The following is a 22,232-nucleotide window of genomic DNA, read 5'->3' as shown; positions in this document are numbered from 1 at the left end:
GATCACTTACCTGGACGGGGGTTGATCGCGGCAACCGGGGGAGTGGTCGATGGGGGAGCGGTTTTCGGTGCTGGTCGTCGGCGCTGGCCTGGCGGGCTCGGCGAGCGCGGCGTTCCTGGCCCGACGCGGGGTCGACGTGCTGGTCGTCGAGCGGCACCCGGGAACGTCACCGTTCCCCAGGGCGGCGGGCCAGAACCAGCGGACCATGGAACTGCTCGGCTACGCGGGCATCGCCGACGACGTTCCCGCCGTCGCCGCCGGGCAGGCCAGGTTCCGGGTCCGGATGGCCGCGACCGTGCCGGGCCCGACCCTGCACGAGGAGCTCTCCGACACCGGCGACATCGGCGCCCTGTCCCCGGTCAAGATCGGCCGGGCGGGCCAGGACAAGCTGGAGCCGCTGCTGCTCCGGCACGCCGAACGGCTCGGCGCCACCGTCCGGTTCAGCACCGAGCTGCTGTCCTTCACCCAGGACGACACCGGCGTCACCGCCGAGCTCGACACCGGCCGGGTCCGCGCCGACTACCTCATCGCCGCTGATGGCGGCCGCAGCCGCATCCGGTCCGCGTTGGGCATCGACCGGCACGGCCCCGGCGCCCTCGCCCACCAGGTCAGCATCATCTTCGACGCCGACCTGCGCGACCTGCTCACCGAGTCCGAGACCGCCCTGCACGTCCTGAACAACGACCACTTCAGCGGCGTCTTCATCACCATCGACCGGGAAATCAACCGCCACCTCCTCAGCGTCGGCTACGACCCCGCGCGCGGCCAGTCCCCCGGGGACTTCACCCCCGCCCACTGCACAGCGCTGATCCGCCACGCCCTCGACCGTCCCACCGCGCACCCCGACATCGTCGCCGTCCGCCCGTGGGAGATGGCCGCCGCCGTCGCCGACCGTTTCCAGTCCGGCCGGGTCTTCCTCGCGGGAGACGCCGCCAAGGTCACCCCACCCGCAGGCGGTTTCGGCGGCAACACCGCCATCGGCGACGCTTTTGACCTGGCCTGGAAACTCGCCCTGGTCCTGGACACCACCGCGTCCCCCGCCCTCCTCGACACCTACGACCCCGAACGCCGCCCCATCGCCGACCGCGTCGTCGCCGAGGCCCTGCGCCTCCTCCCCACCCGAACCCCCGGCGCCACCCCCGACGACGCAGGCCCCACCCCCCTCCACCGAGCCGCGGAACTCGTCCTCGGCTTCCGCTACCACTCCCCGACCATCGCCACCGAGGACGACGCCCCCAGCGAAAACCCCTTCCACCCCACCGCCCGCCCCGGCTCCCGCGCCCCACACGTGTGGTTCGAGCGAGACGGTCGGCAGGTGTCTACTGTGGACCTCTTCGGCCAGGACTTCGTCCTGCTGTCCAGCACCCCCACCTGGACCCCCTTCGCCGCCACCGCCGCCACCCACCTGGGCGTCCCCCTCCAGTCCCACACCATCCCCACCCCCACCTTCCACACCCGCTACGGAATCGGCCCCCACGGCGCCACCCTCATCCGCCCCGACGGCATCATCGCCTGGCGTACAACACGGCCCACCGATGCCGAAGCCCTGTTCCAAGCCTTCGCCACCGCCTTGGCAAGGCGCTAGCGGAGAACGCGTCACACCCGCTCCGCTACGAGCGGTTCCACACCACTTGGCAGCATGGCCAACCGCTGAGTGGAGCCGATTGCCCGCCGCATCGTTCCTCCTGGCAGACTCCATGCCCGGAAGGCGCCAGGGAAGGATGGTTGGTGCGGTGAGCTTCCGAGTTCCGCTGAAGGTCTGCGCGGTGCTGTTGGCCCTGGCCGCCGCTGGGGCGTACACGGTGGGCTTGGTGGGGGGCTTGTTGGGCGAGACCGATGAGGCTTGTGCCCAAGGTTTCGTGAATGAGGGGGCGGACTTCGTCAAGATGCGCATCAGTCTGTTGCCGCTGAGGTACACCTGCCTGTTCGTGGACGGCACGACATACGAAGATGTTCCCCCCCTGGGTGAACCCGGTCTTCTTCGGCGGACTCGGGGGTTCCGCGGGTTGCGTCGTCACTGTGGTTTGGACCAGGTGGCGGCAACTGCTTGGTCTCAGCCGGTGATTGCGCCGCCGTGTGTGAGCAGGAGTTCGTTCATCGGTACATCACCGCCCGCAGCTCGCCTTTCCCCTGGACGAGCAGGGTCTGGTAGATCGTCTCGTGGGACACGCGCATCGCCGGGTCGGTCGGAAACTCCTGCCGCATTCTGGTCGCGATCTGCTGCGGAGACCAACGCTCGTTCAATCCGGCCACCACATAATCCCGCAACCGACCCGCCCGTTCCGGCTTCCGCGGTTTCGGCCTGACCCGCATCGCCCTCGCGCGTTTGCGCGCCACCCACGCCCGATAAGCGACACGACCACCATCACGGGCCACGTCACGAGCGACCACACAGAGGGTTATTCAGGCGGATTCAACCTTGCCCGATGATCATCAAGGGTGGGGGTGCGTGATGTAGGTGGCGGCCCGTTTGAGATAATTCGGTTACCACACCAGAGTTCTCACCAAACGGATCGCCTGACATGTGTCATAGCACCGGCTTGACGCGGGGTTCCATCGAGAACCTGTGCGCCGCGATTCACCGAGACGCCAGCGAACGGGGTTGGCGGAGACGTTCGGGGTGTCGCAGCCGACGATCAGCCGCGCGATCACCGCGCTGACGCCCGTGCTCGGCAAGATCCTCCACGACCACATATCCACCGCCGACGACCTGGACGAGCAGGCCCGGCACATCGTGGACGGAACCCTGCCGCCGTGCTGGTCATGGGCGTCACGACCCGGCCTCTACTCCACACGACACCGCAGGACCGGGGTCAACGTCCAGGTCGCATCCACCCTCGACGGCAGACTCGCCTGGGTCTCCGACCCGATCGACGGCCGCCACCACGACACGCACCGCATCAGACAGTCAGGCATCCTGGAAGATCGGGACACCACGACCCGGCTCGCCGACAAAGGCTACATCGGCAGCGACATGATCACCCCATTCCGCAAACGCGAACAACCACAATGGCAGAAAGACTTCAACTTCCACCACAACAAGACCCGCGTCGCCGTCGAACGCACCATCGCCCACCTCACAACCTGGCGCATACTCCACACCGACTACAGACGCCCACCCCACACCTTCCCCACCACCATCACAACAGTCATCAGCCTCTACTTCTACGCCCGCTCTGAATAACCCTCACAGCCTAGACGAGCCCACCGACAGTCGTGGGGCGTGAGGGCCTACGCAGGGACTCTGGGCCTCGGCTGCGCCTCGGGATTCGGCCTTGTCGCCTGGCGGCGACGCCGGCCATGTGCGCCAGATAATGCGAAGTGCCCGTTGTGGTGAAGTTGCTTTGTTTGGGGCCCCTGACAGCAGCCTTGGGTAAGGCTAAAAGGCGGGGCCACTGAAAAGACGTGGCCTTACCCGCCAGGGAGCTTAAGGCTACTGTCCCCCCAAACAAAGCAACTTCACCACAACGGGCGGTTGGTATCGGCGGCTTCCGAGGGGCGCGGTGCAGGTGTGGGCTTCGTCGATGCGGGTCGATTTTCGAGGGCGCGGTGCCGGTGTGGTGCTTCGTCGATTTGGGGTGGGTGGCGGGTGGTGCGTTCTCGTGTGGCGGTTTTGGGGTGTTTAGGCCGCTGCTGCCGCCGCCCCCGCCGGCATGTTGTGGATGCCCGCCGCCGATCCCCTGCTCCGCAGGCGGTGCAGGAACGCGAGAACATGTGCCACTGGACCGAACAAGTCGACCGGAATCTCCTGGCCGACCTCGCAAGCGCTGTACAGTGCGCGGGCCAGGGGGATGTCTCGGACGATGGGGACGCGGTGTTCGGTGGCCAGTTCGCGGATTTTGGCGGCGATTTCGCCTGCGCCCTTGGCGATGACGCGGGGGGCGCCCTTGTCGGGGTCGTAGCGGAGGGCGACGGCGACGTGGGTGGGGTTGGCCATGACGACGTCGGCGGTGGCGATGTCGGACATCATGCGGTTGCGGCTCATCGCGAGTTGGCGGGCGCGGATTTGGCCCTTGATCTCGGGGTTGCCCTCTGTGCTCTTGTGTTCGTCCTTCACCTGCTGCTTCGTCATCCGCAGCTCTTTGTTGGTGCGTCGCCTGGCCACGATGTAGTCGGCTGCTGCCATCACGAGGCCCGCGATGGCGGCCATCCGGATCAGGGACAGCACCGTGTCGCCCAGGGTGTTGACCAGTGAGGACAGGGGCAGGGAGCCCGAGCCCATGATGGTGGGGATCAGGTTCTTGACCGCCGTGTACAGGACCACGGCCAGGATGCCGGTTTTGAGCAGGGTCTTGACCAGTTCCCAGATGGCGTGCGGGCCGAACATCCGCTTCAGGCCGCTCAGCGGGTTGAGGCGGGTGAACTTGGGCTTGAGCAGCTTCATCGCGGGGCGCAGGCCGCCTTGGGCGCCCGCGCTGGCCAGGACGGCCAGCAGGGTCGCGCCGAGCAGGGGGGCGACGGCGATCGCGCCCTCTTTGAACGTGGTGCCGAGGATGGTGAACGCGGCGGCGGGGTCGGGGTTGGCGATGAAACCCGCGATCTGGTGCAGCCAGGACGCGCTGTCGTCGAACAGGGTGGTGAGCACGCCGGGGATGACCCAGGTCGAGGCGAGGACGGCGGCCCAGGTGCCCAGTTCGGCGGTGCGCGCGATCTGGCCCTCGGACCTGGCCTGCTTGAGCCGCTTCGGTGTCGGCTTCTCGGTTGCGTCGGACTTCCCGCTCATCTACCGATCGCTTTCAGTACGGCGTTGGTGGCTTCCTCGGCGATGCTGTGCACCGCCTGCGGGAGCAGGGTGAGGGCCATGCCGACCATCACCAGGGTCAACGCCACTTTGGCAGGGAAACCGATCGCGAACGGGTTCAGCGCGGGTGCGATCCGGTTGAGCAGGCCGAGGCCGATGTCGGCGCAGAACAGGACCACCACCATCGGCCCGGCGATGAGCACGGCCGACATGAAAAGCCTGCCCAGCCCGCTGGTCAGCAGGTCGGACAGGCGCTGCAGGGAGAACGCCCCGTTGAGCGGGATCGCGTCGTAGGACAGGGTGAACCCCCGGATGACCAGTTGGTGGGCGTCAGTGGCGAACATCAGGGCGGTCGCGGTCAGGCCGTAGAACCGGCCGAGGACGGCGGCGTTGCCCGCCAGCGACAGCGGGTCGTAGGCGGCGGCGAGGGAGAACCCGCCGAACACGTCGAGCAGGTCACCCGCGGCCTGCACGCCCGCGAAGATGATCGCGGTGAGGAAGCCCAGCCCGGCCCCGACGACCACCTGTTCGGCCGCGCTGACCGCCAGTGCCCAGGTTTCCGCGCTGGGCACGTTGGCGGACAGCTTCGGCACCATGGGCAGCGCGATCGCCACACCCAGCAGGGCCTTCACCGTGCCGGGGATCGACCGGCCGTTGAACGGCGGGGCGATCAGCAGCCACGCGATGGCCCGGATGCCTGCGAGCAGGAACGCGGTGAGGGTGCCGGGGGCGAGCTGGGCTTCCACGTCGTCAGCCCAGCAGCGACGGGATCTTCTGGTAGAGGTCGCTGGTGAAGCTGATGATCTCGTGCACCATCCAACTGCCGGTGAGCAGCAGCGCGACGCCGATGCCGATCGCCTTCGGCACGAACGACAGGGTGGCTTCCTGGATCTGGGTGACCGACTGGAACAGCGAGATCCCGAAGCCGATCACCAGCGCGGTCAGCAGGATCGGGGCGGCCAGCTTGGCCGTGATCAGCATGGCCTGGACGCCCAGCTCGATGATGGTGGTGTCGTTCACGGCGATCCCTTTACGAGTAGGTGCCGACGAGGGCGGTGATGATCAGGCCCCAGCCGTTGGCGAGCACGAAGAGGAGGAGTTTGAACGGCAGCGAGACGGTCACCGGGGGCAGCATCATCATGCCCAGCGACATCAGCGCCGCGGAGACGACCATGTCGATGACCAGGAACGGGATGTACAGGACGAAGCCGATCAGCATGGCGGCGCGCAGCTCGGACAACACGAAGGCCGGGATGAGCGTGGTCGCGGGCACCGCGTCGGCGTTGGCGGGCTTGGCCTGCCCCGACACCTTGGTGAACAGCGCGATCTCCTCGGGCCTGGTCTGCTTGAGCATGAACTCCTTCAGCGGCTTCATCCCGTCGTTGAAGGCCACCGACTGGGACTTCGAGCCGTTGAGGTAGGGCTGGATGCCGTCGCTGTTCACCTTGGACACGACCGGTCCCATGATGAACAGGCTCAGGAACAGCGTCAGGCCCGCTATCACCTGGTTCGGCGGGACGTTCTGCAATCCGAGGGCGTTTCGGGTGATGCTGAGCACAACGAAGATCTTGGTGAAGCAGGTGGTCAGCAGCAGCAGCGACGGCGCGACCGACAGCGTGGTCAGCAGCAGCAGGATGACGATCGACTCGCTGGGCTTGCTCGGCGTGCCGACGGTGACGGTGACCCCGGTCGGGCCGGTCGGCCCGGTCGGCTGGGTCGCCGCGCTGGTGGGGCTGGTCGGTTCGGTCTGCGCCGAGGCGGAGCCGACCGCGCCGAGCAGTCCGATGAGGACCACCAGCATCGCCAGCACGCTGGTCTTCTTGACCCGACCGAGGTCCCTGCGCGCGGGCGGGCGCACCGGGTCCGGGCTGGTCCGCTGGGTCGGGATGAACACCCGGGGCCGCGGCTCGGGCAGGAACGGCCCGGTGCTGACCGGATCGGTGCGGACCAGAACGGTGTTGGCGAGGACGGTGTTGGTCAGGACCGTGTTGGCCAGGACGGCCGGGTGCCGGTCGGTCATTTGCGCACCGACCGCTCGCGCAGGGCGTCCAGCGCCTGCTTCCAGGTGCTCGGCGACAGCGCCGACCCGGTCAGCGCGGCCTGCTTGTCGGTCTTGGCCGCGGCCGCGGTCGCGGTGTCCCCGGCGTCGGTCTTGGCGGCCCGCTGGGTGATCTTGGGGGTGACGGTGCGGGCGACCGGTTCCGGCGCCGCGAACGCCTCCGCGTCCGCCACGTGCAGCAGGCTGACCTGCTGGTCGGTGACGCCGAGCACCAGCGCGGTCTTGTCGACCTGCACCACGGTGACGGCGGCGCCGCGGGAGAGTTGGGTGCGGGCGAGCACGTCGAGGCCGCCCGCGCGGCGGTTGCGCAGCGGGCGCCTGGCCAGCCGGGCCGCGACCCACAGCGCGCCGATGACCAGCACCAGCGCGAAGAAGACGCGCAGGATCTCGGCCATCAGATGGCGTCCGCGGTGGCGCCCGCGAGGATCTCGGTGATCCGGATGCCGAAGTTCTCGTCGATGACCACGATCTCGCCGCGGGCGATGAGCCTGCCGTTGACCAGCACGTCCGCCGGGGCGCCCGCGGCCCGGTCCAGCTCGATGACCGACCCGGAGCCCAGCGAGAGCAGTTCCCGCACGGTCATCCTGGTCCGGCCGAGCTCGACGGTGACCTCCATCTCGACCCCGCTGAGCAGGTCCATCGCGGCGGAGGTGGTCCGGGTGGGCTGGCCTGCCTGCCGGGGCGCCGGGGCGCTGGGCCGCGGGGTGGCCAGCGCGATGACGGCGTGCATGGCCGCGCCCGCGGTGAGCGGGACGCCGACCAGGTTGCCGGTCTCGGCCAGCGAGGCCAGCGCGGCCTCGGTGGTGGTCTGCCTGCCGGGGCCCGCGACCGAGCCGAGCACCTTGGCCGCGGCCTCCAGCGCCGGGGCCACCGCCGCGCCGAGGTCCAGCTCGCCCAGCGGGCTCGACTTGAGCGCCTCCACCAGCTCCTGGTTGACCAGCACCGCGATCGTGCCCTGGGTCTGCCCGCTCAGGTCGGCGCACACGGCCGCGCCGGGCAGCGCCAGCGTCGCCGGGTCGGTGACCGGGGCGCCCGCGGTGAGCGCCTCGCTGGCGGGCAGCACGGCGAGCGCGGCCTCGGCGGCCGCGCGGACGGCGGCGGCGGAGTCGGTGTGCGTGCTGGTCATGCGTGCGCGTCCTCCTTGTTCGCGGCCACGACCTGGCAGGCCAGGCGGGCACCCTGCTTGGTGGCGACGGCGTGGCCGAACACCCGGCCCGCCGTGGTGATGTCGAGCGGGCGGCTCACCGGGTGGCCGATCGAGAGCAGGTCGCCGGGGCGCAGGTCGAACAGGTCGTCCGAGCGCAGCCGGGCCGGGGCGAACCGGACCGAGACCTCCACCGGGACCTCGCGCAGCCCCTGGGTGAGCAGGTCGCGCGCGGCCAGTTGGGCGGCGCGCTCACCGGCGGTCACCTCGGCGCTCTCGCTGTGCTTCTGCAGCGAGGGCAGCACGGACTGCAGCGGGACGGTCAGCGTGAGGGTGGACTCGGCCTCGCCGACGTGCAGGTCGAACCCGGCGGCGACCATGACGTCGGCCGGGCCGCCGACCTGGACCAACTGCGGGTTGTACTCCAGGGCGCCCAGGATCGGGTCGACCCGGACGAACTCGGCCAGGCCGATCTTCAGCTCGGCCAGCACGTCGCCGAGCAGGTCGCGCACCAGCGGGGTCTCCAGGTCGGTCAGCGGGCGCACGTGCTGCTTGCCGCCGGACCCGCCGAGCAGGTGGTCGATCAGGGTCAGCGTGGTGGCCTGGGTCAGCTCCAGGATGGCGGTGCCCGGCAGCGGGTCGAACCGCAGCGGGGCGACCACCACCGGCTCGACCTCGCGCGCGAGGTACTCGTCGGTGGAGATCTGGTCGACCGACTGCACGGTGACGCGGCAGACCACCCGCAACTGCGAGGTCAGCAGGATGGCCAGCCGGTGCGCGAACGTCTCGTAGGCGACCTGGAGCGTGCGCAGGTGCTCGCGGGGCAGCTTCGCCGGACTCAGGAAGTCGTAGCTGGAGAGCGGACGACCGTCGGTGACCAGGCCGCCGGTCTTGGCGCCGCCAGCCCGACGGCCCGGTGATGACGAAGGTGTCTGCACGACGCCTTCATCGGCCGGACCGCCGGGTACCTGAGCGAGTTGTCGGCCGATGCCGACCGATCGGGTTACTGCATGACGAACTCGGTGAGGTAGATGTCCATCACTTCCTCGTCATACGCCTTGCCGATCTTCTCCTTCAATTCACTCTTCTGGGTCTCCCGCGCCTGGTTGCTGGACAGCTCGGCCACCGTCTTGTTGCTGAACTGCGCGACCGCCAGGTCGAGCGCCTTGCTGCCGTCCAGGTCGGCGCTGGCCGACGAGGTGGTCTGCAGGGCCAGCTTCAGCTTCAGGTAGTGCCCGTCGGTGAGGTTCATCGTCACCGCGTCCAGTGCCAGCACCTTGCCCGGCGTGGGTGCCGACGTACCGGAGGAGCCGAGCACGAAGTACGCGCCGCCACCACCGCCCAGCAGCACCACGGCCAGGATGATGATCAACAGCTTCTTGGACTTCTTCTTGGGCTCGGTGCCCTCGTCCTTCTTGTCTTTGTCCTTGTCCTTGCTCATCGTTGTTCCTCCCTCCGGTTCACTTCTCCGCCGCCGCGGTCGGCAACAGGGCCTTGACCTCGGCGGACTGGTCGGACAGCACGACCACCTCGACCCGGCGGTTCCGGGTGATCGAGAGCGGGTCGCTTGGCGGGTAGAGCGGTTTCGTGTCGGCGTAGCCCGCTGCCGTCATCCGGTCGGCGGTCATGCCCTTGCCCAGCAGGTAGCGGACCACGCTCGACGCGCGAGCGGTGGACAGCTCCCAGGCGCTGGGGTAGTTCTTCGTCGGCACCGGCAACTGGTTGGTGTGCCCGCCGACCTCCAGGTGGTTCGGGATGGCCACGAGCGCCGGGGCGACCGCGTCCAACACCTCCTTGCCCTGGCTGAGCAGTTCGGCGCTGTCGCCGCCGAACACCACCGAGCTGGTGATGATCGTGACGACCAGGCCGCGCTGGTCGATGCTGAACTGCACGCTGTCGGCCAGGCCCTGCTTGGCCAGCAGCTCGGTCATCTTCTGCTCGATGGCCTTGAGCTTGGCGACCTCGTCCCGCGCCTTCTGCAGGTCGGCGGCCGCCTTGGCGCGGTCGTTCTGCTGCACCGCCTTGTCCTGCTCCTGCTTGGACAACGTGGTCACGTCCGCGCCCTGACCGCCCGCGGCGGACTGCAGGTCGATCTGGTCCGGGCTGACCCCGGAGGTGTCCGGGCTGCCCGACGAGCCGCCGGTCACCAGCGTCTGGCTGCCGCCGAAGGCGCCAGCCAGGCTCTCCTTGAGCTGGTCGAACTTCTTCGCGTCCACCGTGGACATGGCGAACATGACGATGAACAGCACCATCAGCAGCGTGATCATGTCCGAGTAGGTGAGCAGCCAGCGCTCGTGGTTCTCGTGCTCCTCGTCGTGACCGCCGCCGTGGCGCCTACCGCGCTTCGGCCCGGACATCAGGCTGCCTTGTCCTGCTCGGCGGAGGCGGGCACCAGGCTGCGCAGCTTGCGGGCGACCAGGCGCGGGTTGGACCCGGCCTGGATGGCCAGCACGCCTTCGAGCGCCAGTTGCATCTGCTCGCACTCCAGCTCGCTGATCCGCTTGAGCCGGTTGGCCATCGGCAGCCAGATCACGTTCGCCGTCATCACGCCGAACAGGGTCGCCACGAAGGCGCCCGCGATCAGCTCACCCAGCGTGCTCGGGTCGGAGAGGTTCTCCAACACGTGCACCAGGCCGAGCACGGTGCCGATGATGCCGATGGTCGGCGCGAAACCGCCCATGTCGTTGAAGATCTTGGCGCCCGCCTTGTCGGCCTTGCGCTTCGTGTCGATCTCCGCCTCGAGGATCTCCCGGACCTCCTCGGAGTCGGTGCCGTCGATGGCCAACTCCAAGCCCTTGCGCAGGAACGGGTCGTCGACCTTCTTGGCCTCGTCCTCCAGGGCCAGCAGGCCCTCGCGGCGGGCGCGGTCGGCCAGCTTGACCACCACGTCGATGATCTCGGTGCCGTCCACCTTCTTCGACAGCACGGCCTTCTTGATCAGGTTGATCAGGCCGAGCGAGTCCTTGAGCATGCCACCGGCCATCGCGGTACCCAGGGTGCCGAAGATGACCAGGATGATCGGGGCGGGCAGCAGGATGGAGGCCGGGTTGCCGCCCTCCATGATCATGGAGACGAAGATGGCGACCAGGGACAGACCCATGCCCGCCAGACTTGCCGGATCCATCACTGTCCCCTTTCCGGCAGGTGCAGCAGGGTGGCCTCGGTGTCGTCGTCGACCAGGGTCGGGACCGGGCGCGGCCCGTGCGCGGCGGCGTACTCGGCGGCCTCCTGGGCCTGGCCGAGGATCACCGCGCGGTGCTCGCGCACCAGCGCGGCGAGCTCGTCGAGGGACTGCGCGACCACGTACTTGGCCCCGTTCACCAGCGTGATGACGGTGTCGGGGGTCGACTCGGCGCGTTCGAGCAGGTCTGGGTTCAAGGCGAAGGGCTGACCGTTCAGCCGATTCAGCAGTATCACAGCGTCCGTCCTTGGGGTGCCGTCCGGTTGGGCCCGTCCGTGGACCCCTACAGGTGGAACATCGGCAGGCGGCCCACCGGATTGAGGTGAACCGCCTGCCCGGGTTGTCACTAGCGCTTGAGGTTCATCAGGTCCTGCAGCAGCTCGTCGGAGGTGCTGATGACCTTGGAGTTGGCCTGGAAACCGCGCTGGGCGATGATCAGGTTGGTCAGCTCCTGGGCGAGGTCCACATTGGACATCTCCAGCGCGCCGGAGACCAGCACGCCCATGCCGTTCGAGCCGGGCGCGTTGATCTGCGCGTTGCCCGAGTTGGCGGTCGCCCGGTACAACGTGCCGCCGATCTTCTCCAGGCCGGTCACGTTGGAGAACTTGGCGACCGCGATCCGGCCGATGTTCTGCTGGGTGCCGTCGGAGGCCAGCACGCCGACCAGGGTGCCGTCCGGGGACAGCGAGTAGGAGGCGTACTTGGCCGAGTCGATGGTCAGCGCGGTGGTCGGCTGGGTCTGGTCGATGACGCCGTTGTTGGCCATCCAGCCCTGCACCAGGCCGCCGTCGGCGGAGGTGATCCGGCCCGCCGAGTCCGACGCCATCGAGCCCGCCCGCGTGTAGGCCTGGGTGCCGGCGTTGTCGATCACGAAGAAGCCCTCGCCCTGGATCAGCATGTCCTCGGTGCGGTTGGTCAACTGGCTGTTGCCCTGGGTGAAGTTGACGCTGGTGCCCGCGGCCTTCACACCCAGACCGACCTGGGCCGGGTTCTGCGCGGCGGTGTTGGCGCCCGCGGCGGCGGCGGTGCGGATGCTCTGGCTGAGCGCGTCCTCGAACACGAGCGCGGAGCTCTTGAAGCCACTGGTGTTGACGTTGGCGATGTTGTTGCCGGTGATGTCCATCATGGTCTGGTGGGCGCGCAGGCCGCTGATGCCCGCGAAGAGGGAACGCAACATGGGGGTTCAGCCTTTTCTCGTTGGTGCCGTTGTGGCTCTGATGGGCGTGACCGGCGTCCATCCGTGTAACCGGGTCACGGGGGAGTTGGTCAGGACTTCTGGCCCGTGACCATCGAGAGCGGCACGTCCGTGTTGCCGATGCGAACAGTGGGGCTGGCGCCGAAGGTGGCGGCGGTGACCGTGCCGGTCATCGTGTCGCCGTCGACCTTGGTCTTGTAGCTGACCGTCTTGCCGACCAGGTTGCTCGCCTGCGCGCTGAGCGACGAGGTGAGCATGCTCGTCTCGGCGTTGGTCAGGTCGGTGAGCTTCTGCACCTGGGTCAGCGTCGCGGTCTGGCTCATGAACTGCGTCGGGTCGGTCGGGTTGTCCGGGTCCTGGTAGCGCAACTGGGCGACCAGCAGCTTGAGGAACGCCTGCGAGTCCAGCGAGGTCAGCGCGTTCGCGCCGCCCGACGTGCTGGACGTGGTGGTGGTCGAGCCGGTCTGGCTCTGGCCGGAGATCGGGGTGGTCACAGGCGCTCCTTGCTCGTCGCTCAGGCGTGCAGGTCGAGCACGCCCGCGCCGCGCGCGGGGGTGCTGGTGGTGGTCACGGGGGATTCGGGGGTGACCCGCCGGGTCTCGCCGCCGGGGTACTGGTTGGCGTTCGAGTTCGACCGGTCGCGCGCGTCGGCGGTCCACTGGTCCCACTGGGACCGCTGGTCGCCGCCGGAGTTGGCGTTCGTCCCGGCGTTCAGCGAGTCGCCGACCACCGTCGAGGTGAACCCGGCCTGCTCCAGTTCGCGGCGCAGTTCGGGCAGCGCGGCGCGCAACGCCTCCCGGCCCGCGGCGGTCGCGCCGCCGAGGTCGAGGTGGATGTCGCCGCCGTGGATCCGCGCGGTGACCACGACCGGGCCGAGGTCGACCGGGTGCAGGTGCACGGTCAGCGCGTGGTCGCCGTTGTGGCCGCGCAGCGGGGTGATCTCCGCGGCCAGCCGGTGCGCGTTCTGCGTCGGCACCGGGGTCTGGGGGGCGGTCGGGGCGCTGGTGGCCTGGACCGACGGGGTGCGGGTCGCGGTCAGCTCCACGGTCGGCACCGCGACCGGGGCGACCTGCGCGGTGTCCTGGGTGGACGGCTGGACCTTGATGTCCACAGTGGACGGAGCTGCCGGGGAAACCTGGCCGGACTGGGTGGCCTGCCGGTCGGCGGCGCCGACCGGCTGACCGGGCCGCTGCTCGTCCCGCTTGTCCTTGTCGTCCTTGTCGTCCTTGTCGTCCTTGTCGCCGTGCTTGCCCTTGCCGGACTCGGTCTTGGCGCCTGCCGCGGTCTGCGTGGCGGTGGCCTCGACGGCGGGCGCGCCCGCCTGGCTCGGCACGCTCGGCTCGGTCGCCTTGCCCTGGGTCGTCGGCGCGACCGGGGCGACCGGCTGGTCGACGGCGATCTGGGCGACGGCGACCGGGTTCATCACCGGGGCGGTCACCGGGTTCATCACCGGGTTGGTCACCGGGTCGGTCACCGGGTTGGCCACCGAGGGGGTCGCGGGGTTGGCCCCGACCTGGGGGCGCGCGTCACCGGTGACCGCGGCGAGGCCGTTGGCCTGCGCGGTGCCGGAGAGGTCGGTCGGTGCCGACTGGGTGGTCGCGATGTCCACGGCGGTCTTGTCGGCCGGGCCGGTCGGGACCTCGGGCTTCGCACCCGTCTCGCCACCCAGCACCCGATCCGCACCCTGGGCGGCCTGCTGGACGTCCACCGGCGCAGTGACCCCGGCAGTGGCCCCGACCTGGACCGCGGCGGGCTCAGCGGTGGGCGCGGGTGTCCCGGTGGACACCGCCGCCGCGGCGGGGTGGGACGCCGCGGCGGCGGGAACCTGGGTGTTCGGCGCGACCTGACCGGTCTCACCGGTCCGGCCCGCCTGGCTCGGAGCGGTCGGCACGACCATCGGCCCGGTCAGCGCCACCTTGCTCGCGGCGACCGGGGTGGACTCGGCCACCGGCTGCGCGACGGTCACCCCGGTCGACCCGGGGGTTTCGAAAGTCCCAGCGGTCTCGAAAGTCCCGGTGGTTCCGGTGGTCCCGGTGCGCACGGCGGTGGCGACCTGGGGGGTCACCGCGACCGTTCCGAACGGCAACCCCAGAGTCGGCAGCACCGCGCCGGACGTGAGGTCCGCTTGATCGGTCGAGTCGTGCTTCTCGTCCTTTTTGGACTTGGCCGGGCCCGCGTGGGCGTCGGCAGAACCGGCCTTGCCCGGCGTGGTCGCCGCCGGGTCGTTGGCCAGGGACTGCAACAGGTTCGCGAAGGCGGGGGCCTTCTCGGAACCGTTCTTCTCCGCACCGTTCTTGTCCACCGCGCTGTCGCTCGAAGCGGCGGCGGGGCGGGTCATCGGGGTGAGACCGAGGATGGTCATGCGGCCGCCTCCGCGGTCAGGTTCGCCATGATCTTCTTGACGTAGTTCTGCGTCTCGGTGTACGGCGGCACGCCGTCGTACTTGCGGACCGCGCCCGGACCGGCGTTGTACGCGGCCAGCGCCAGCGGCACCGAGCCGAAGCTCTGCAGGTTGCTCTTGAGCAGCCGGGCCGCGCCGTCGACGGCCTGCGCCGGGTCGAACGCGTTGACCCCCAGGCTCGACGCGGTGGACGGCATCAACTGCATCAGGCCCTGCGCGCCCGCGCCGCTGACCGCGTTGGGGTTGTAGTTGGACTCCTGCTTGGCCACCGCGGACAGCAGCCCCGACGGGAGCCCGTACTTCGCGGTCGCCTGGGCGAACAGGTTCGCGTACGCCGAGGAGTCGCCGGACGTGCTGTACTTCGAGGTCAGCGCGGACAGCGAACCCATCGAGTCCACAATGGACTGATTCGACCCGGTGGTCGAGTCCGGGACGACCCGGCGGATCGCGGTCGGCGTCTCGTAGACCTTGCCGATCTTGACGTTCTGGCCCGGCTCCGGCGCGTGGATCATCTGCCCGTTGCCGAGGTAGATGCCGATGTGGTGCACCGGCGAGCCGAACGCCAGCAGGTCACCCGGCTTGGCCTGGTCCAGCGAGGACACCGCGGTGCCCACCGTGGCCTGGTCGCGGCTCACCCGGGGCAGCGTGATGCCCAGATCGGCGTACACCCGCTGGACCAGGCCGGAGCAGTCCAGACCGGTCGACGGGTTGGTGCCGCCCCACACGTACGGCACGCCGAGGTACTTCTTCGCGTCGTTGACCACGTCGGTGCCGGTGGTCGAGCCGGTCGACCCGGTCGCGTCGCCCGCCGTGTCGGCGTCGCCGAGCGCCTGGCCCAGCGTGGCCGAGAAGTCCGCGTCCGAGGTCGCGTTGGTGCTCGTGGTGCTCGTGGCCTGCGGCGCCACCAGGGCGCTGATCTCGGCCATCCGCGACATGATCGCGTCGATCCCGTTCACCGCTGCTCCCCGCGCCCGTGCCTGCTCACCGCGACCTCGTCGGCGGCCTTCTGCTCCGCGGCCAGGCCAGCCAGCCGCTCGTCCTCGGTGGCCCGCTCGACCAGCTTCTCCACCCCGCGCCGCGCCTTGGCCGCCTCGCGCAGCTTCGCGGCCTCCACCTCGGTCTCGCCGTGCGCGGCCCGCTCGGCGGCGCGCGCCTCGCTCAGCGCGGCGGCCAGCGCCCGGCCCGCGGCGATCGCGGCCAGGTAGCTGGCGGCGTCGCCGTCGCGCGGGCCCGCCCAGGCCCGCATCGACTCGGCCCGGGTGTCGGTGTGCGCGCCCGCGTCGGCCAACCGGGCGTTCGCCCTGGTCAGCTCGCCCTTGGCGATGTCCTCTTGGGCCTTGCGGGCCCGCAGCACCGCGGCCAGCTTGGTGCGGATCGTCATGACAGTCCCTCGCCGTTCGGGTTGCCGTGCAGCAGCGCGCCCAACTGCGCCCAGGCCCGCTCGGCCGGGACCTGGTCGCCGATGCTCTGCCGGAGGAAGTCGTTGATCTGGTCGCGCAGCGCCAGCGCCCGGTCCGCGTCCGGGTTGGTGCCCGGCACGTAGGCGCCGATCTCGACCAGCTCGCGCACGTCGCGCTGGGCGGCCATCAGGCGGCGCAGCTCCGACGAGTCGGACCGCTGCTGGGGGGTGGTGATCGCCCCGGTCACCCGGGACACCGACTCCAGCACCTCGATGCTGGGGAAGTGGCCCGCGGTGGCCAGCCGCCGGTCCAGCACCACGTGGCCGTCCAGGATGGACCGGGCGGCGTCGGCGATCGGCTCGTTGTGGTCGTCGCCCTCCACCAGCACCGTATAGAGGCCGGTGATGCCGCCGACCGGGGCGGGCCCGGCCCGCTCCAGCAGGGTCGGCAGCAGCGCGAACACCGACGGCGGGAAGCCGCGGGTCGCGGGCGGCTCGCCCGCGGACAGGCCGACCTCGCGCTGCGCCATCGCGATGCGAGTCAGGCTGTCCATCATCAGCAGCACGTTCTTGCCCCGGTCGCGGTACCACTCGGCGATGCGGGTGGCCACGAACCCGGCGCGCAGCCGGACCAGCGGCGGCTGGTCGGAGGTCGCGACGACGACCACCGAGCGGGCCAGGCCCTCCGGGCCGAGGTCGTGCTCGAGGAACTCGCGCACCTCGCGGCCGCGCTCGCCGATCAGCGCGATCACGGTGATCTCCGCCTCGGTGCCGCGGGTGATCATCGACAGCAGGCTGGACTTGCCGACGCCGGACCCGGCGAAGATGCCGATGCGCTGCCCGTGCCCGCAGGGGACCATGGTGTCCAGCGCCCGCACGCCCAACTGCAGCGGCTCGCTGATCAGCGAGCGCTCCATCGCCGACGGCGGCGCCATGTCCACCGACACCCGGCTCATCCCGGTCAGCGCCGGACCGCCGTCCATCGGGCGACCGAGGCCGTCGAGCACCCGGCCGCGCAACTCCTCGCCGACCGCGATCCGCAGCGGGCCCTCGGTGTTGACCACCGGGCTGCCGACGCCGACCCCGCCGAGCGGGCCGAGCGGCAGGCAGACGACCCGCTCGTGGTCCAGCGCGACCACCTCGGCCAGCAGCGGCGCCTCGGCGGACCCGATCCGGACCAGGTCGCCGATGCGGGCCACGATGCCGGACACGGTCACCGCGAGCCCGACCACGCCGACGACCACACCGGTGCGGCGCGGCCGGGCCACCGAACGCAGCGCGGCGACGCGGTCGCCGAACAACCCGCTCGGGGTGGCGGCGGTGTCGGTCATGTCCTCACCGAACATCAGGCTCACGGCTCCAGCTCCGCTCGGACGCGGGCGATCGCGGCGCCGAGGGTGGCGTCCACTGTGGTCACTGAGGTCTGCGCGATGGCGTCACCGCGGGCGACGGACGGGTCCGCGACCAGGGTGACCGGGCGGCCGGGGGCCGGGTCGCCGTCGGCGACCAGCTCGGCGTGGTCGGCCGGGTTGACCCGCACGGTGACCGACGCGGTCGCGGGCAGCCCGCCGATCGCGCGGTCCAACCCCGCCTTGGCGCTCTCGGTCACCGCGACCGACAGTTGCGCGCCCAGCATGGCCTCGGCCAGCTCGACCGCGGCGGAGAGCACCTCGGTCGCCAGGTCCTCGGCCCGGCTGACCGTGGTGGCCAGCACCTGGTCGGCGGCGGCGTGCACGGCGCCGAGCGCGGCGGCGGCCCGCTGCGCGCGCTCGGCCAGCAGCCGGTCCAGCTCGGCCTTGGCGCGGGCGCGGGCGGCCGAGGTGGCCTCGCGCGCCTCGCGCATGCCCTGGGCCCAGCCGGTGGCGTAGCCCTCGGCGTGCGCGCCCGCCCGGCCCTGGCCGGAGGCGGTGACGCCGATCTGGAACGGCACGGCCGCGTCGTCGTCTCCGCGCAGCACGGTGCCGACCCGCTCGTGACCGAGGCGGTCAGGCGACGAACTCATCTTCATCCCCTCGCCGCAGCACGATCTGACCGGACTCCTCCAGCGTGCGGATCTCGCCGATGATCTTGGCCTGGGACTCTTCGACCAGCCGCAGCCGAACCGCGCCGAGCACCTCGATCTCCTCGACCAGGTTCTCCGCGGCGCGCTCGGACAGGTTGCGCAGGATCTTGTCCCGCACGTCGTCGCGCACGCCCTTGAGCGCGGTGGCCAGGTCGGACGGCGCGATGTTGCGCAGCACCAGTTGCAGCGACTTGTCGTCGATGCCGACCAGGTCCTCGAACATGAACATCTGGCTGCGGATCTCGTCGGCCAGCTCGGGGGAGCGCTTGGCCAGACCGTCCAGGATGGACCGCTCGGTGGCCCGGTCGGACCGGTTGATGATGTCCACCAGCGGACCGACGCCGCCGATGGTCGACACGTCCGATGGCTGCAGCAGCGAGGACAGCTTGCGCTCCAACTGGTTCTCCAGCTTGCGCACGATCTCCGGGGAGGTGCGGCCCATGGTCGCCACCCGCAGCGCGACCTCGCTCTGCCGCTCCGGGACCAGCCCGGCCAGCACGGCCGAGGCCAGGTTGGCGGGCATGTGCGCCAGCACCAGGGCCACCGTCTGCGGGTGCTCGTCCTGCACGAACGAGAGCACCTGGCGCGGCTCGGCGCGCTGCAGGAAGCGGAACGGGACGTCCACCATGGTCGCGCCGATCCGGTCCACGATCTCGTCGGCCCGGTCGTGGCCCAGGGTCTCGATGAGCAGCTCGCGGGCGTAGTCCATGCCGCCGTGCGCGACGTGCTTGCGCGCCTTGGCCATCGCGTGGAACTCGTCGAGCACCGATGTGGTGTAGGTGGCGTCGACCGCGCCGAGCCGGGCGACCTCGGCGGAGAGCATCTCCACCTCGGCCTCGCGCAGCTTGGAGAGCACCTTCGCCGAGCCGTCCTTGCCCATCTGCAGCAGCAGGACCGCGGCCTTGCGCAGGCCTTCCGGGGTGTTCGGCAGTTCGGACATGTCGGGTCAGGCTCCCTTCGTGGCCAGCCAGCCGCGCAGCAACCGCGCGACCTCGTCGGGCTGCTCGTCGACCAGTGCCTCGATCTCCTTGAGCTTGCGCTCCTGCGCGCCGCCGTCGACGCCGTCGCCGCTGCCCGCGCCCAGCGCGGTCAGCTCGCCTGCGGCCTCGAGGCGGGCCTTGTCCTCGGCGGCCTCGAGCGCGACCTGCCTGGTGCGCTCCAGCTCCGCCTTGATCTCGTCCAGCCGCTGCATCTCGGCGGCCTGCAGCACCCGGGAGCGCTTGCGGCGGCTGCGGGTGGCGAACCAGGTCACCAGCAGCAGCACCAGCACCGCGAGCCCGACCGCGCCCTGCTTGATGAGCGACATCTGGCTGGCCTTGGCGTCATCGGCCTGCTGGCCCGCCAGCGCCTGCTGCGCGGACTGCTGCGCGCTCGTGTCGAACTTCATCGAGCTGACGGCGAGGGTGTCGCCGCGGGTGGTGTCCAGGCCGACCGCGGAGGAGGCCAGTTCGCGGATCTGCGCCAGGTCGGCGTTGGACGCGGTCGAGGAGTCCAGCAGCACGGCCACACCGAGCTTGCGGACGGTGCCCGGCGCGTTCTGCCTGGTCTCGATGACCGAGTTGACCGCGTTGTCCCGCACGGCCTTCTGCTGCGAGTAGGTGCCGCTGCCGTCCGTGCTGGTGCTCGAACCGGTGGTGGTGGAGCCGGTGGTGCCGTTGGTCTGGCCGAGCACGCCGCCGTTGGCGCTGCCCGCCGCGCTCGCCCCGTTGCCGGTGTAGGTCTCGTCCGAAGTGGACTCCGAGATCGCCGGGGCGGTCGACTTGGTGTAGGTCTGGCTCTTGGTCTCCGAGGTGTCGAAGTCCAGGTCCGCGGTCACCTTGACCACCGCGTGGTTGGCGCCGACCACCTGCGAGAGCAGCGACTGCAGCGAGGTGGACAGGCGCTGCTCGTAGGCGGCGGTCTCCTGGTCGCGGGTGCTGGTCGAGCCGGAGGTGGACTGGCCCGCGGTGGCGAGCACGGTGCCGTCGGAGCTGGCGACGGTGACGTCGTTGGCGTCCATGCCCTCCACGGCGGACGCGACGAGGTGCACGATGGTCTGCACCTGGTCGGCGGAGAGCTTCTTGCCCGCCCCGCTGCTCACCATGACCGACGCGGTCGGCTTGGAGGTGCTGTCGGAGAACACGTCCTTGGTGGGGATCGCCAGGTGCACGGTCGCGCCGGTCACGCCGTCGATCGCCTTGATGGTCTTGGTGAGCTCACCCTCCAGCGCCCGCTGGTAGGTGACCTGCTGCATGAACTCCGAGGTGGTCACGCCCTGCTGGTCGAGCAGCGAGTAGCCGGTGTCGGACGAGGCGGGCAGGCCAGCGGAGGCCATCTTCAGCCGCTCCGCGTAGAGCGAGTCGGTCGGCACCATCACCGTGGTCCCGCCGTCGGCGAGCTGGTAGGCGACGCCCTCGGTGTTGAGCTGGTCGACGATCGCCGAGGCGTCCTTCGCGGCCAGGTTGGTGAACAGCGGCGAGTAGTTCGTGGTGGCCGAGAAGAAGTGCAGGTAGACCCAGACGCCGATGGTGGCGACGAGCACGCCGCCGACGACCACGATCTTCTGGCCCAGCGTGAACGCCTTGAAGCCGTCCACCACACGACGCAGCAGCACCATGATCCGGTCCTGGTTCACGCCTGCAACCTCATGATCTCCTGGAAGGCCTCGACGGCCTTGTTGCGGACCTGGACCGTCAACTGCGTGGACAGGTTGGCCTCGGTGGCGGCGGCGAGGTAGTTGTGCACGTCGATGTCGTCACCGGTGGCCGCCTTGATGGCGAGCTGGCTAGCCGAGTCCTGCGCGGCCTGGTTGCTCTCCAGCGCCTTGCCGATCAGACCGGCGAAGCTGGTGCCGGAGGCGGAGCCTGCGGCGGACGTGTCGCTCAACGAGATGGGGGCGGCGACGGCGGGCGTCGAGATCGCGGCGGTCACCGCGCTGATGGGGGTGGTCACGCGTTCTTCCCCAGCTGTAGGGCCGCCTGGTAGGCCGTGGTGGCCCGTTCGACGACGGCGAGGTTGGCCTGGTATCCACGCTGGGCCATGATCAGGTAGCCCATCTGCGAGCTGAGGTCGATGTCCGGGTAGCGGACGTACCCCTTGGCGTCGGCGAGCGGGTTGGTCGGCTCGAACACGACCCGACCCGTCTTGTCGCCGGACTGGATCTCGCTGACCACGGTTCCGTTGTGCGAGGGGAGTTCCTTCGCGACCACGAAGCGCTCCTGGAAGGCGGAGCCGCTGGTCGGCGCGACGTTGTTGATGTTGGCGATGTTGTCGGACACCGCGTCCATCCACTTGCGGTGCACCGAGGCGCCACTGGCGGCGGTGTCGATGAGGTTGAACATGGTCAGCGCACACCCTTCAGGACGGTGCTGACCAAGCCGTACCGGTCGTCCATCGCGCGCAGCATGAGCTGGTAGCGCAGACCGGTCTCGGTTGATCCCAACGTCTCTTCGTCGATGTTGACGTTGTTGCCGTCCTGTCGGGCGGCCAGCGGGGAGGTGGAGATGGTGGCCCGCACGTCGGAGGCGCCGTCACCGCTGGAGATGGCCTGGCTCAGCGCGGTCTCGAAGTCGACGCGCTTGGCCTTGAAGCCCGGGGTCTCGATGTTGGCGATGTTGTTCGCCTGGACCCGCTGGCGCATCGCCAGACCGTCGAGCGAGGCCCGCACGGCCTTGGTGGTCAGATCGTCGAACACGACCGGTGCTCCTGTTCGCGGTGCCGGTTCGCCGATCCGTGGCGGGTGGGGGTGAGCGGTCCGTGCTCACGCGTTGGTTCGTCTGAGTCTGGCTTGAGCTGACGAAAAAGTCTGTGGTCGCGCTCTCGAAATCGGGTGCGCTTCGGGTACCACTCGGGTGTTCTTCGTGCAGCTCAGGCCAGAAAAACGCGGATCTCCCGACGATCAGCGGACGATCACCGGGAGATCCACACAGGACAATCATCTGCCGCCGGGGTTGATGTTCCCGGCGCGGCCGGGGTGCGTTCCGGTTCGCCCATCCAGACCGGCTTGGAGGAGGGCCACGACGAGGCCACCTGTCGGACGAGCTGGTCGAGCTCGGCGTGTTCGACCAGCCC

At 70.1% G+C, this 22,232-nt stretch carries 26 protein-coding genes; 2 read left to right on the top strand and 24 right to left on the bottom strand.

The features are described from left to right. Positions 1-49: 49 nt before the first annotated feature. Positions 50-1,585, top strand: a complete 1,536-nt coding sequence (gene rdmE, locus H504_RS43535; RefSeq protein WP_026421648.1) for an aklavinone 12-hydroxylase RdmE — start codon at positions 50-52, stop codon at positions 1,583-1,585. A 509-nt stretch (positions 1,586-2,094) separates the two neighbouring features. Here the strand turns inward: rdmE and H504_RS43815 are convergent. Next, on the bottom strand, positions 2,095-2,244 hold the full coding sequence (locus H504_RS43815) for a hypothetical protein (protein WP_342668751.1): 150 nt from the start codon (positions 2,242-2,244) through the stop codon (positions 2,095-2,097). A 358-nt stretch (positions 2,245-2,602) separates the two neighbouring features. Here H504_RS43815 and H504_RS33105 point away from each other — a divergent pair, with 358 nt between their 5' ends. Next, entirely contained in the window at positions 2,603-3,184 is a 582-nt protein-coding gene (locus tag H504_RS33105) for a transposase family protein (RefSeq protein WP_035303190.1), read from the top strand. 438 nt (positions 3,185-3,622) lie between these two features. Here H504_RS33105 and H504_RS0103530 read toward each other — a convergent pair whose 3' ends face one another. The 23 genes from H504_RS0103530 to H504_RS0103420 all read right to left on the bottom strand — a co-directional run bounded on the left by H504_RS0103530 (position 3,623) and on the right by H504_RS0103420 (position 21,855). After that, positions 3,623-4,723, bottom strand: coding sequence for an EscU/YscU/HrcU family type III secretion system export apparatus switch protein (locus tag H504_RS0103530; RefSeq protein WP_026421647.1), 1,101 nt, complete (start codon positions 4,721-4,723; stop codon positions 3,623-3,625). Further along, positions 4,720-5,487, bottom strand: coding sequence for a flagellar biosynthetic protein FliR (locus H504_RS0103525; RefSeq protein WP_026421646.1), 768 nt, complete (start codon positions 5,485-5,487; stop codon positions 4,720-4,722). The genes H504_RS0103530 and H504_RS0103525 overlap by 4 nt, the downstream gene beginning before the upstream one ends. A gap of 4 nt (positions 5,488-5,491) precedes the next feature. Then, positions 5,492-5,761: a flagellar biosynthesis protein FliQ gene (gene fliQ / locus H504_RS0103520; protein WP_026421645.1), complete on the bottom strand. Its 270-nt coding sequence runs from the start codon at positions 5,759-5,761 to the stop codon at positions 5,492-5,494. 10 nt (positions 5,762-5,771) lie between these two features. Then, complete coding sequence (gene fliP, locus H504_RS0103515; RefSeq protein ID WP_084467342.1) at positions 5,772-6,761, bottom strand: flagellar type III secretion system pore protein FliP; 990 nt, start codon at positions 6,759-6,761, stop codon at positions 5,772-5,774. Continuing rightward, on the bottom strand, positions 6,758-7,195 hold the full coding sequence (locus H504_RS0103510; RefSeq protein ID WP_035303189.1) for a FliO/MopB family protein: 438 nt from the start codon (positions 7,193-7,195) through the stop codon (positions 6,758-6,760). Before H504_RS0103510 ends, fliP begins: the two co-directional genes overlap by 4 nt. After that, entirely contained in the window at positions 7,195-7,926 is a 732-nt protein-coding gene (gene fliN / locus H504_RS0103505) for a flagellar motor switch protein FliN (protein WP_026421643.1), read from the bottom strand. The genes H504_RS0103510 and fliN overlap by 1 nt, the downstream gene beginning before the upstream one ends. Beyond that, positions 7,923-8,882 carry a flagellar motor switch protein FliM gene (locus tag H504_RS0103500; RefSeq protein WP_026421642.1) on the bottom strand — a complete coding sequence of 320 codons (960 nt, stop codon included), beginning with the start codon at positions 8,880-8,882 and terminating at the stop codon, positions 7,923-7,925. The genes fliN and H504_RS0103500 overlap by 4 nt, the downstream gene beginning before the upstream one ends. A gap of 65 nt (positions 8,883-8,947) precedes the next feature. Next, a complete protein-coding gene (locus tag H504_RS0103495) occupies positions 8,948-9,385 on the bottom strand; it encodes a flagellar basal body-associated FliL family protein (RefSeq protein ID WP_026421641.1) in 438 nt (145 codons plus the stop codon). A gap of 19 nt (positions 9,386-9,404) precedes the next feature. Beyond that, entirely contained in the window at positions 9,405-10,301 is an 897-nt protein-coding gene (locus H504_RS0103490; protein ID WP_026421640.1) for a flagellar motor protein MotB, read from the bottom strand. Continuing rightward, positions 10,301-11,068, bottom strand: coding sequence for a flagellar motor protein (locus H504_RS0103485; protein ID WP_026421639.1), 768 nt, complete (start codon positions 11,066-11,068; stop codon positions 10,301-10,303). The genes H504_RS0103490 and H504_RS0103485 overlap by 1 nt, the downstream gene beginning before the upstream one ends. Further along, positions 11,068-11,361, bottom strand: coding sequence for a flagellar FlbD family protein (locus tag H504_RS0103480; protein ID WP_026421638.1), 294 nt, complete (start codon positions 11,359-11,361; stop codon positions 11,068-11,070). The genes H504_RS0103485 and H504_RS0103480 overlap by 1 nt, the downstream gene beginning before the upstream one ends. Before the next feature lie 110 nt (positions 11,362-11,471). Further along, the gene (locus H504_RS0103475) at positions 11,472-12,302 is read right to left on the bottom strand and encodes a flagellar hook-basal body complex protein (RefSeq protein WP_026421637.1); all 831 of its coding nucleotides are present in this window, start codon (positions 12,300-12,302) and stop codon (positions 11,472-11,474) included. A gap of 89 nt (positions 12,303-12,391) precedes the next feature. Continuing rightward, positions 12,392-12,814, bottom strand: coding sequence for a flagellar hook assembly protein FlgD (locus H504_RS0103470; RefSeq protein ID WP_026421636.1), 423 nt, complete (start codon positions 12,812-12,814; stop codon positions 12,392-12,394). A gap of 20 nt (positions 12,815-12,834) precedes the next feature. Continuing rightward, positions 12,835-14,682, bottom strand: a complete 1,848-nt coding sequence (locus tag H504_RS0103465) for a flagellar hook-length control protein FliK (RefSeq protein WP_026421635.1) — start codon at positions 14,680-14,682, stop codon at positions 12,835-12,837. Next, entirely contained in the window at positions 14,679-15,677 is a 999-nt protein-coding gene (locus H504_RS43530) for a transglycosylase SLT domain-containing protein (RefSeq protein ID WP_026421634.1), read from the bottom strand. Before H504_RS43530 ends, H504_RS0103465 begins: the two co-directional genes overlap by 4 nt. After that, positions 15,674-16,102 carry a flagellar FliJ family protein gene (locus H504_RS0103455; protein WP_026421633.1) on the bottom strand — a complete coding sequence of 143 codons (429 nt, stop codon included), beginning with the start codon at positions 16,100-16,102 and terminating at the stop codon, positions 15,674-15,676. The genes H504_RS43530 and H504_RS0103455 overlap by 4 nt, the downstream gene beginning before the upstream one ends. Further along, positions 16,099-17,466 carry a FliI/YscN family ATPase gene (locus H504_RS0103450; protein WP_245614064.1) on the bottom strand — a complete coding sequence of 456 codons (1,368 nt, stop codon included), beginning with the start codon at positions 17,464-17,466 and terminating at the stop codon, positions 16,099-16,101. The genes H504_RS0103455 and H504_RS0103450 overlap by 4 nt, the downstream gene beginning before the upstream one ends. A 5-nt stretch (positions 17,467-17,471) precedes the next feature. Beyond that, positions 17,472-18,122, bottom strand: a complete 651-nt coding sequence (locus H504_RS0103445; protein ID WP_026421631.1) for a FliH/SctL family protein — start codon at positions 18,120-18,122, stop codon at positions 17,472-17,474. Then, positions 18,106-19,122, bottom strand: a complete 1,017-nt coding sequence (gene fliG / locus H504_RS0103440) for a flagellar motor switch protein FliG (RefSeq protein ID WP_026421630.1) — start codon at positions 19,120-19,122, stop codon at positions 18,106-18,108. The genes H504_RS0103445 and fliG overlap by 17 nt, the downstream gene beginning before the upstream one ends. 6 nt (positions 19,123-19,128) lie before the next feature. Continuing rightward, positions 19,129-20,796: a flagellar basal-body MS-ring/collar protein FliF gene (gene fliF, locus H504_RS0103435; protein WP_026421629.1), complete on the bottom strand. Its 1,668-nt coding sequence runs from the start codon at positions 20,794-20,796 to the stop codon at positions 19,129-19,131. Further along, positions 20,793-21,113, bottom strand: coding sequence for a flagellar hook-basal body complex protein FliE (gene fliE, locus H504_RS0103430; protein ID WP_026421628.1), 321 nt, complete (start codon positions 21,111-21,113; stop codon positions 20,793-20,795). Before fliE ends, fliF begins: the two co-directional genes overlap by 4 nt. Beyond that, on the bottom strand, positions 21,110-21,502 hold the full coding sequence (locus tag H504_RS0103425; protein ID WP_035303185.1) for a flagellar basal body rod protein FlgC: 393 nt from the start codon (positions 21,500-21,502) through the stop codon (positions 21,110-21,112). Before H504_RS0103425 ends, fliE begins: the two co-directional genes overlap by 4 nt. Before the next feature lie 2 nt (positions 21,503-21,504). Further along, positions 21,505-21,855 (bottom strand): flagellar basal body rod protein FlgB, encoded by a 351-nt coding sequence (locus H504_RS0103420; RefSeq protein ID WP_026421626.1) that lies wholly within the window; start codon positions 21,853-21,855, stop codon positions 21,505-21,507. Positions 21,856-22,232 lie beyond the last annotated feature (377 nt).

The organism is Actinokineospora inagensis DSM 44258, from assembly GCF_000482865.1.
In the GTDB taxonomy this organism is placed as follows: Bacteria; Actinomycetota; Actinomycetes; order Mycobacteriales; family Pseudonocardiaceae; genus Actinokineospora; species Actinokineospora inagensis.
The sequence above is the reverse complement of the archived record's forward strand: the minus strand, read 5'-3'. Positions and strand labels throughout refer to the sequence as shown.

What these genes read in the sequence shown, in the direction of transcription:
- rdmE (WP_026421648.1), top strand. Translation starts at nt 50, where the DNA reads ATGGGGGAGCGGTTTTCGGTGCTGGTCGTCGGCGCTGGCCTGGCGGGC.
- H504_RS0103530 (WP_026421647.1), bottom strand. Translation starts at nt 4,723, where the DNA reads ATGAGCGGGAAGTCCGACGCAACCGAGAAGCCGACACCGAAGCGGCTC.
- fliP (WP_084467342.1), bottom strand. Translation starts at nt 6,761, where the DNA reads ATGACCGACCGGCACCCGGCCGTCCTGGCCAACACGGTCCTGACCAAC.
- H504_RS0103510 (WP_035303189.1), bottom strand. Translation starts at nt 7,195, where the DNA reads ATGGCCGAGATCCTGCGCGTCTTCTTCGCGCTGGTGCTGGTCATCGGC.
- fliN (WP_026421643.1), bottom strand. Translation starts at nt 7,926, where the DNA reads ATGACCAGCACGCACACCGACTCCGCCGCCGCCGTCCGCGCGGCCGCC.
- H504_RS0103495 (WP_026421641.1), bottom strand. Translation starts at nt 9,385, where the DNA reads ATGAGCAAGGACAAGGACAAAGACAAGAAGGACGAGGGCACCGAGCCC.
- H504_RS0103490 (WP_026421640.1), bottom strand. Translation starts at nt 10,301, where the DNA reads ATGTCCGGGCCGAAGCGCGGTAGGCGCCACGGCGGCGGTCACGACGAG.
- H504_RS0103485 (WP_026421639.1), bottom strand. Translation starts at nt 11,068, where the DNA reads ATGGATCCGGCAAGTCTGGCGGGCATGGGTCTGTCCCTGGTCGCCATC.
- H504_RS0103475 (WP_026421637.1), bottom strand. Translation starts at nt 12,302, where the DNA reads ATGTTGCGTTCCCTCTTCGCGGGCATCAGCGGCCTGCGCGCCCACCAG.
- H504_RS0103465 (WP_026421635.1), bottom strand. Translation starts at nt 14,682, where the DNA reads ATGACCATCCTCGGTCTCACCCCGATGACCCGCCCCGCCGCCGCTTCG.
- H504_RS0103455 (WP_026421633.1), bottom strand. Translation starts at nt 16,102, where the DNA reads ATGACGATCCGCACCAAGCTGGCCGCGGTGCTGCGGGCCCGCAAGGCC.
- H504_RS0103450 (WP_245614064.1), bottom strand. Translation starts at nt 17,466, where the DNA reads ATGTTCGGTGAGGACATGACCGACACCGCCGCCACCCCGAGCGGGTTG.
- H504_RS0103445 (WP_026421631.1), bottom strand. Translation starts at nt 18,122, where the DNA reads ATGAGTTCGTCGCCTGACCGCCTCGGTCACGAGCGGGTCGGCACCGTG.
- fliG (WP_026421630.1), bottom strand. Translation starts at nt 19,122, where the DNA reads ATGTCCGAACTGCCGAACACCCCGGAAGGCCTGCGCAAGGCCGCGGTC.
- H504_RS0103425 (WP_035303185.1), bottom strand. Translation starts at nt 21,502, where the DNA reads ATGTTCAACCTCATCGACACCGCCGCCAGTGGCGCCTCGGTGCACCGC.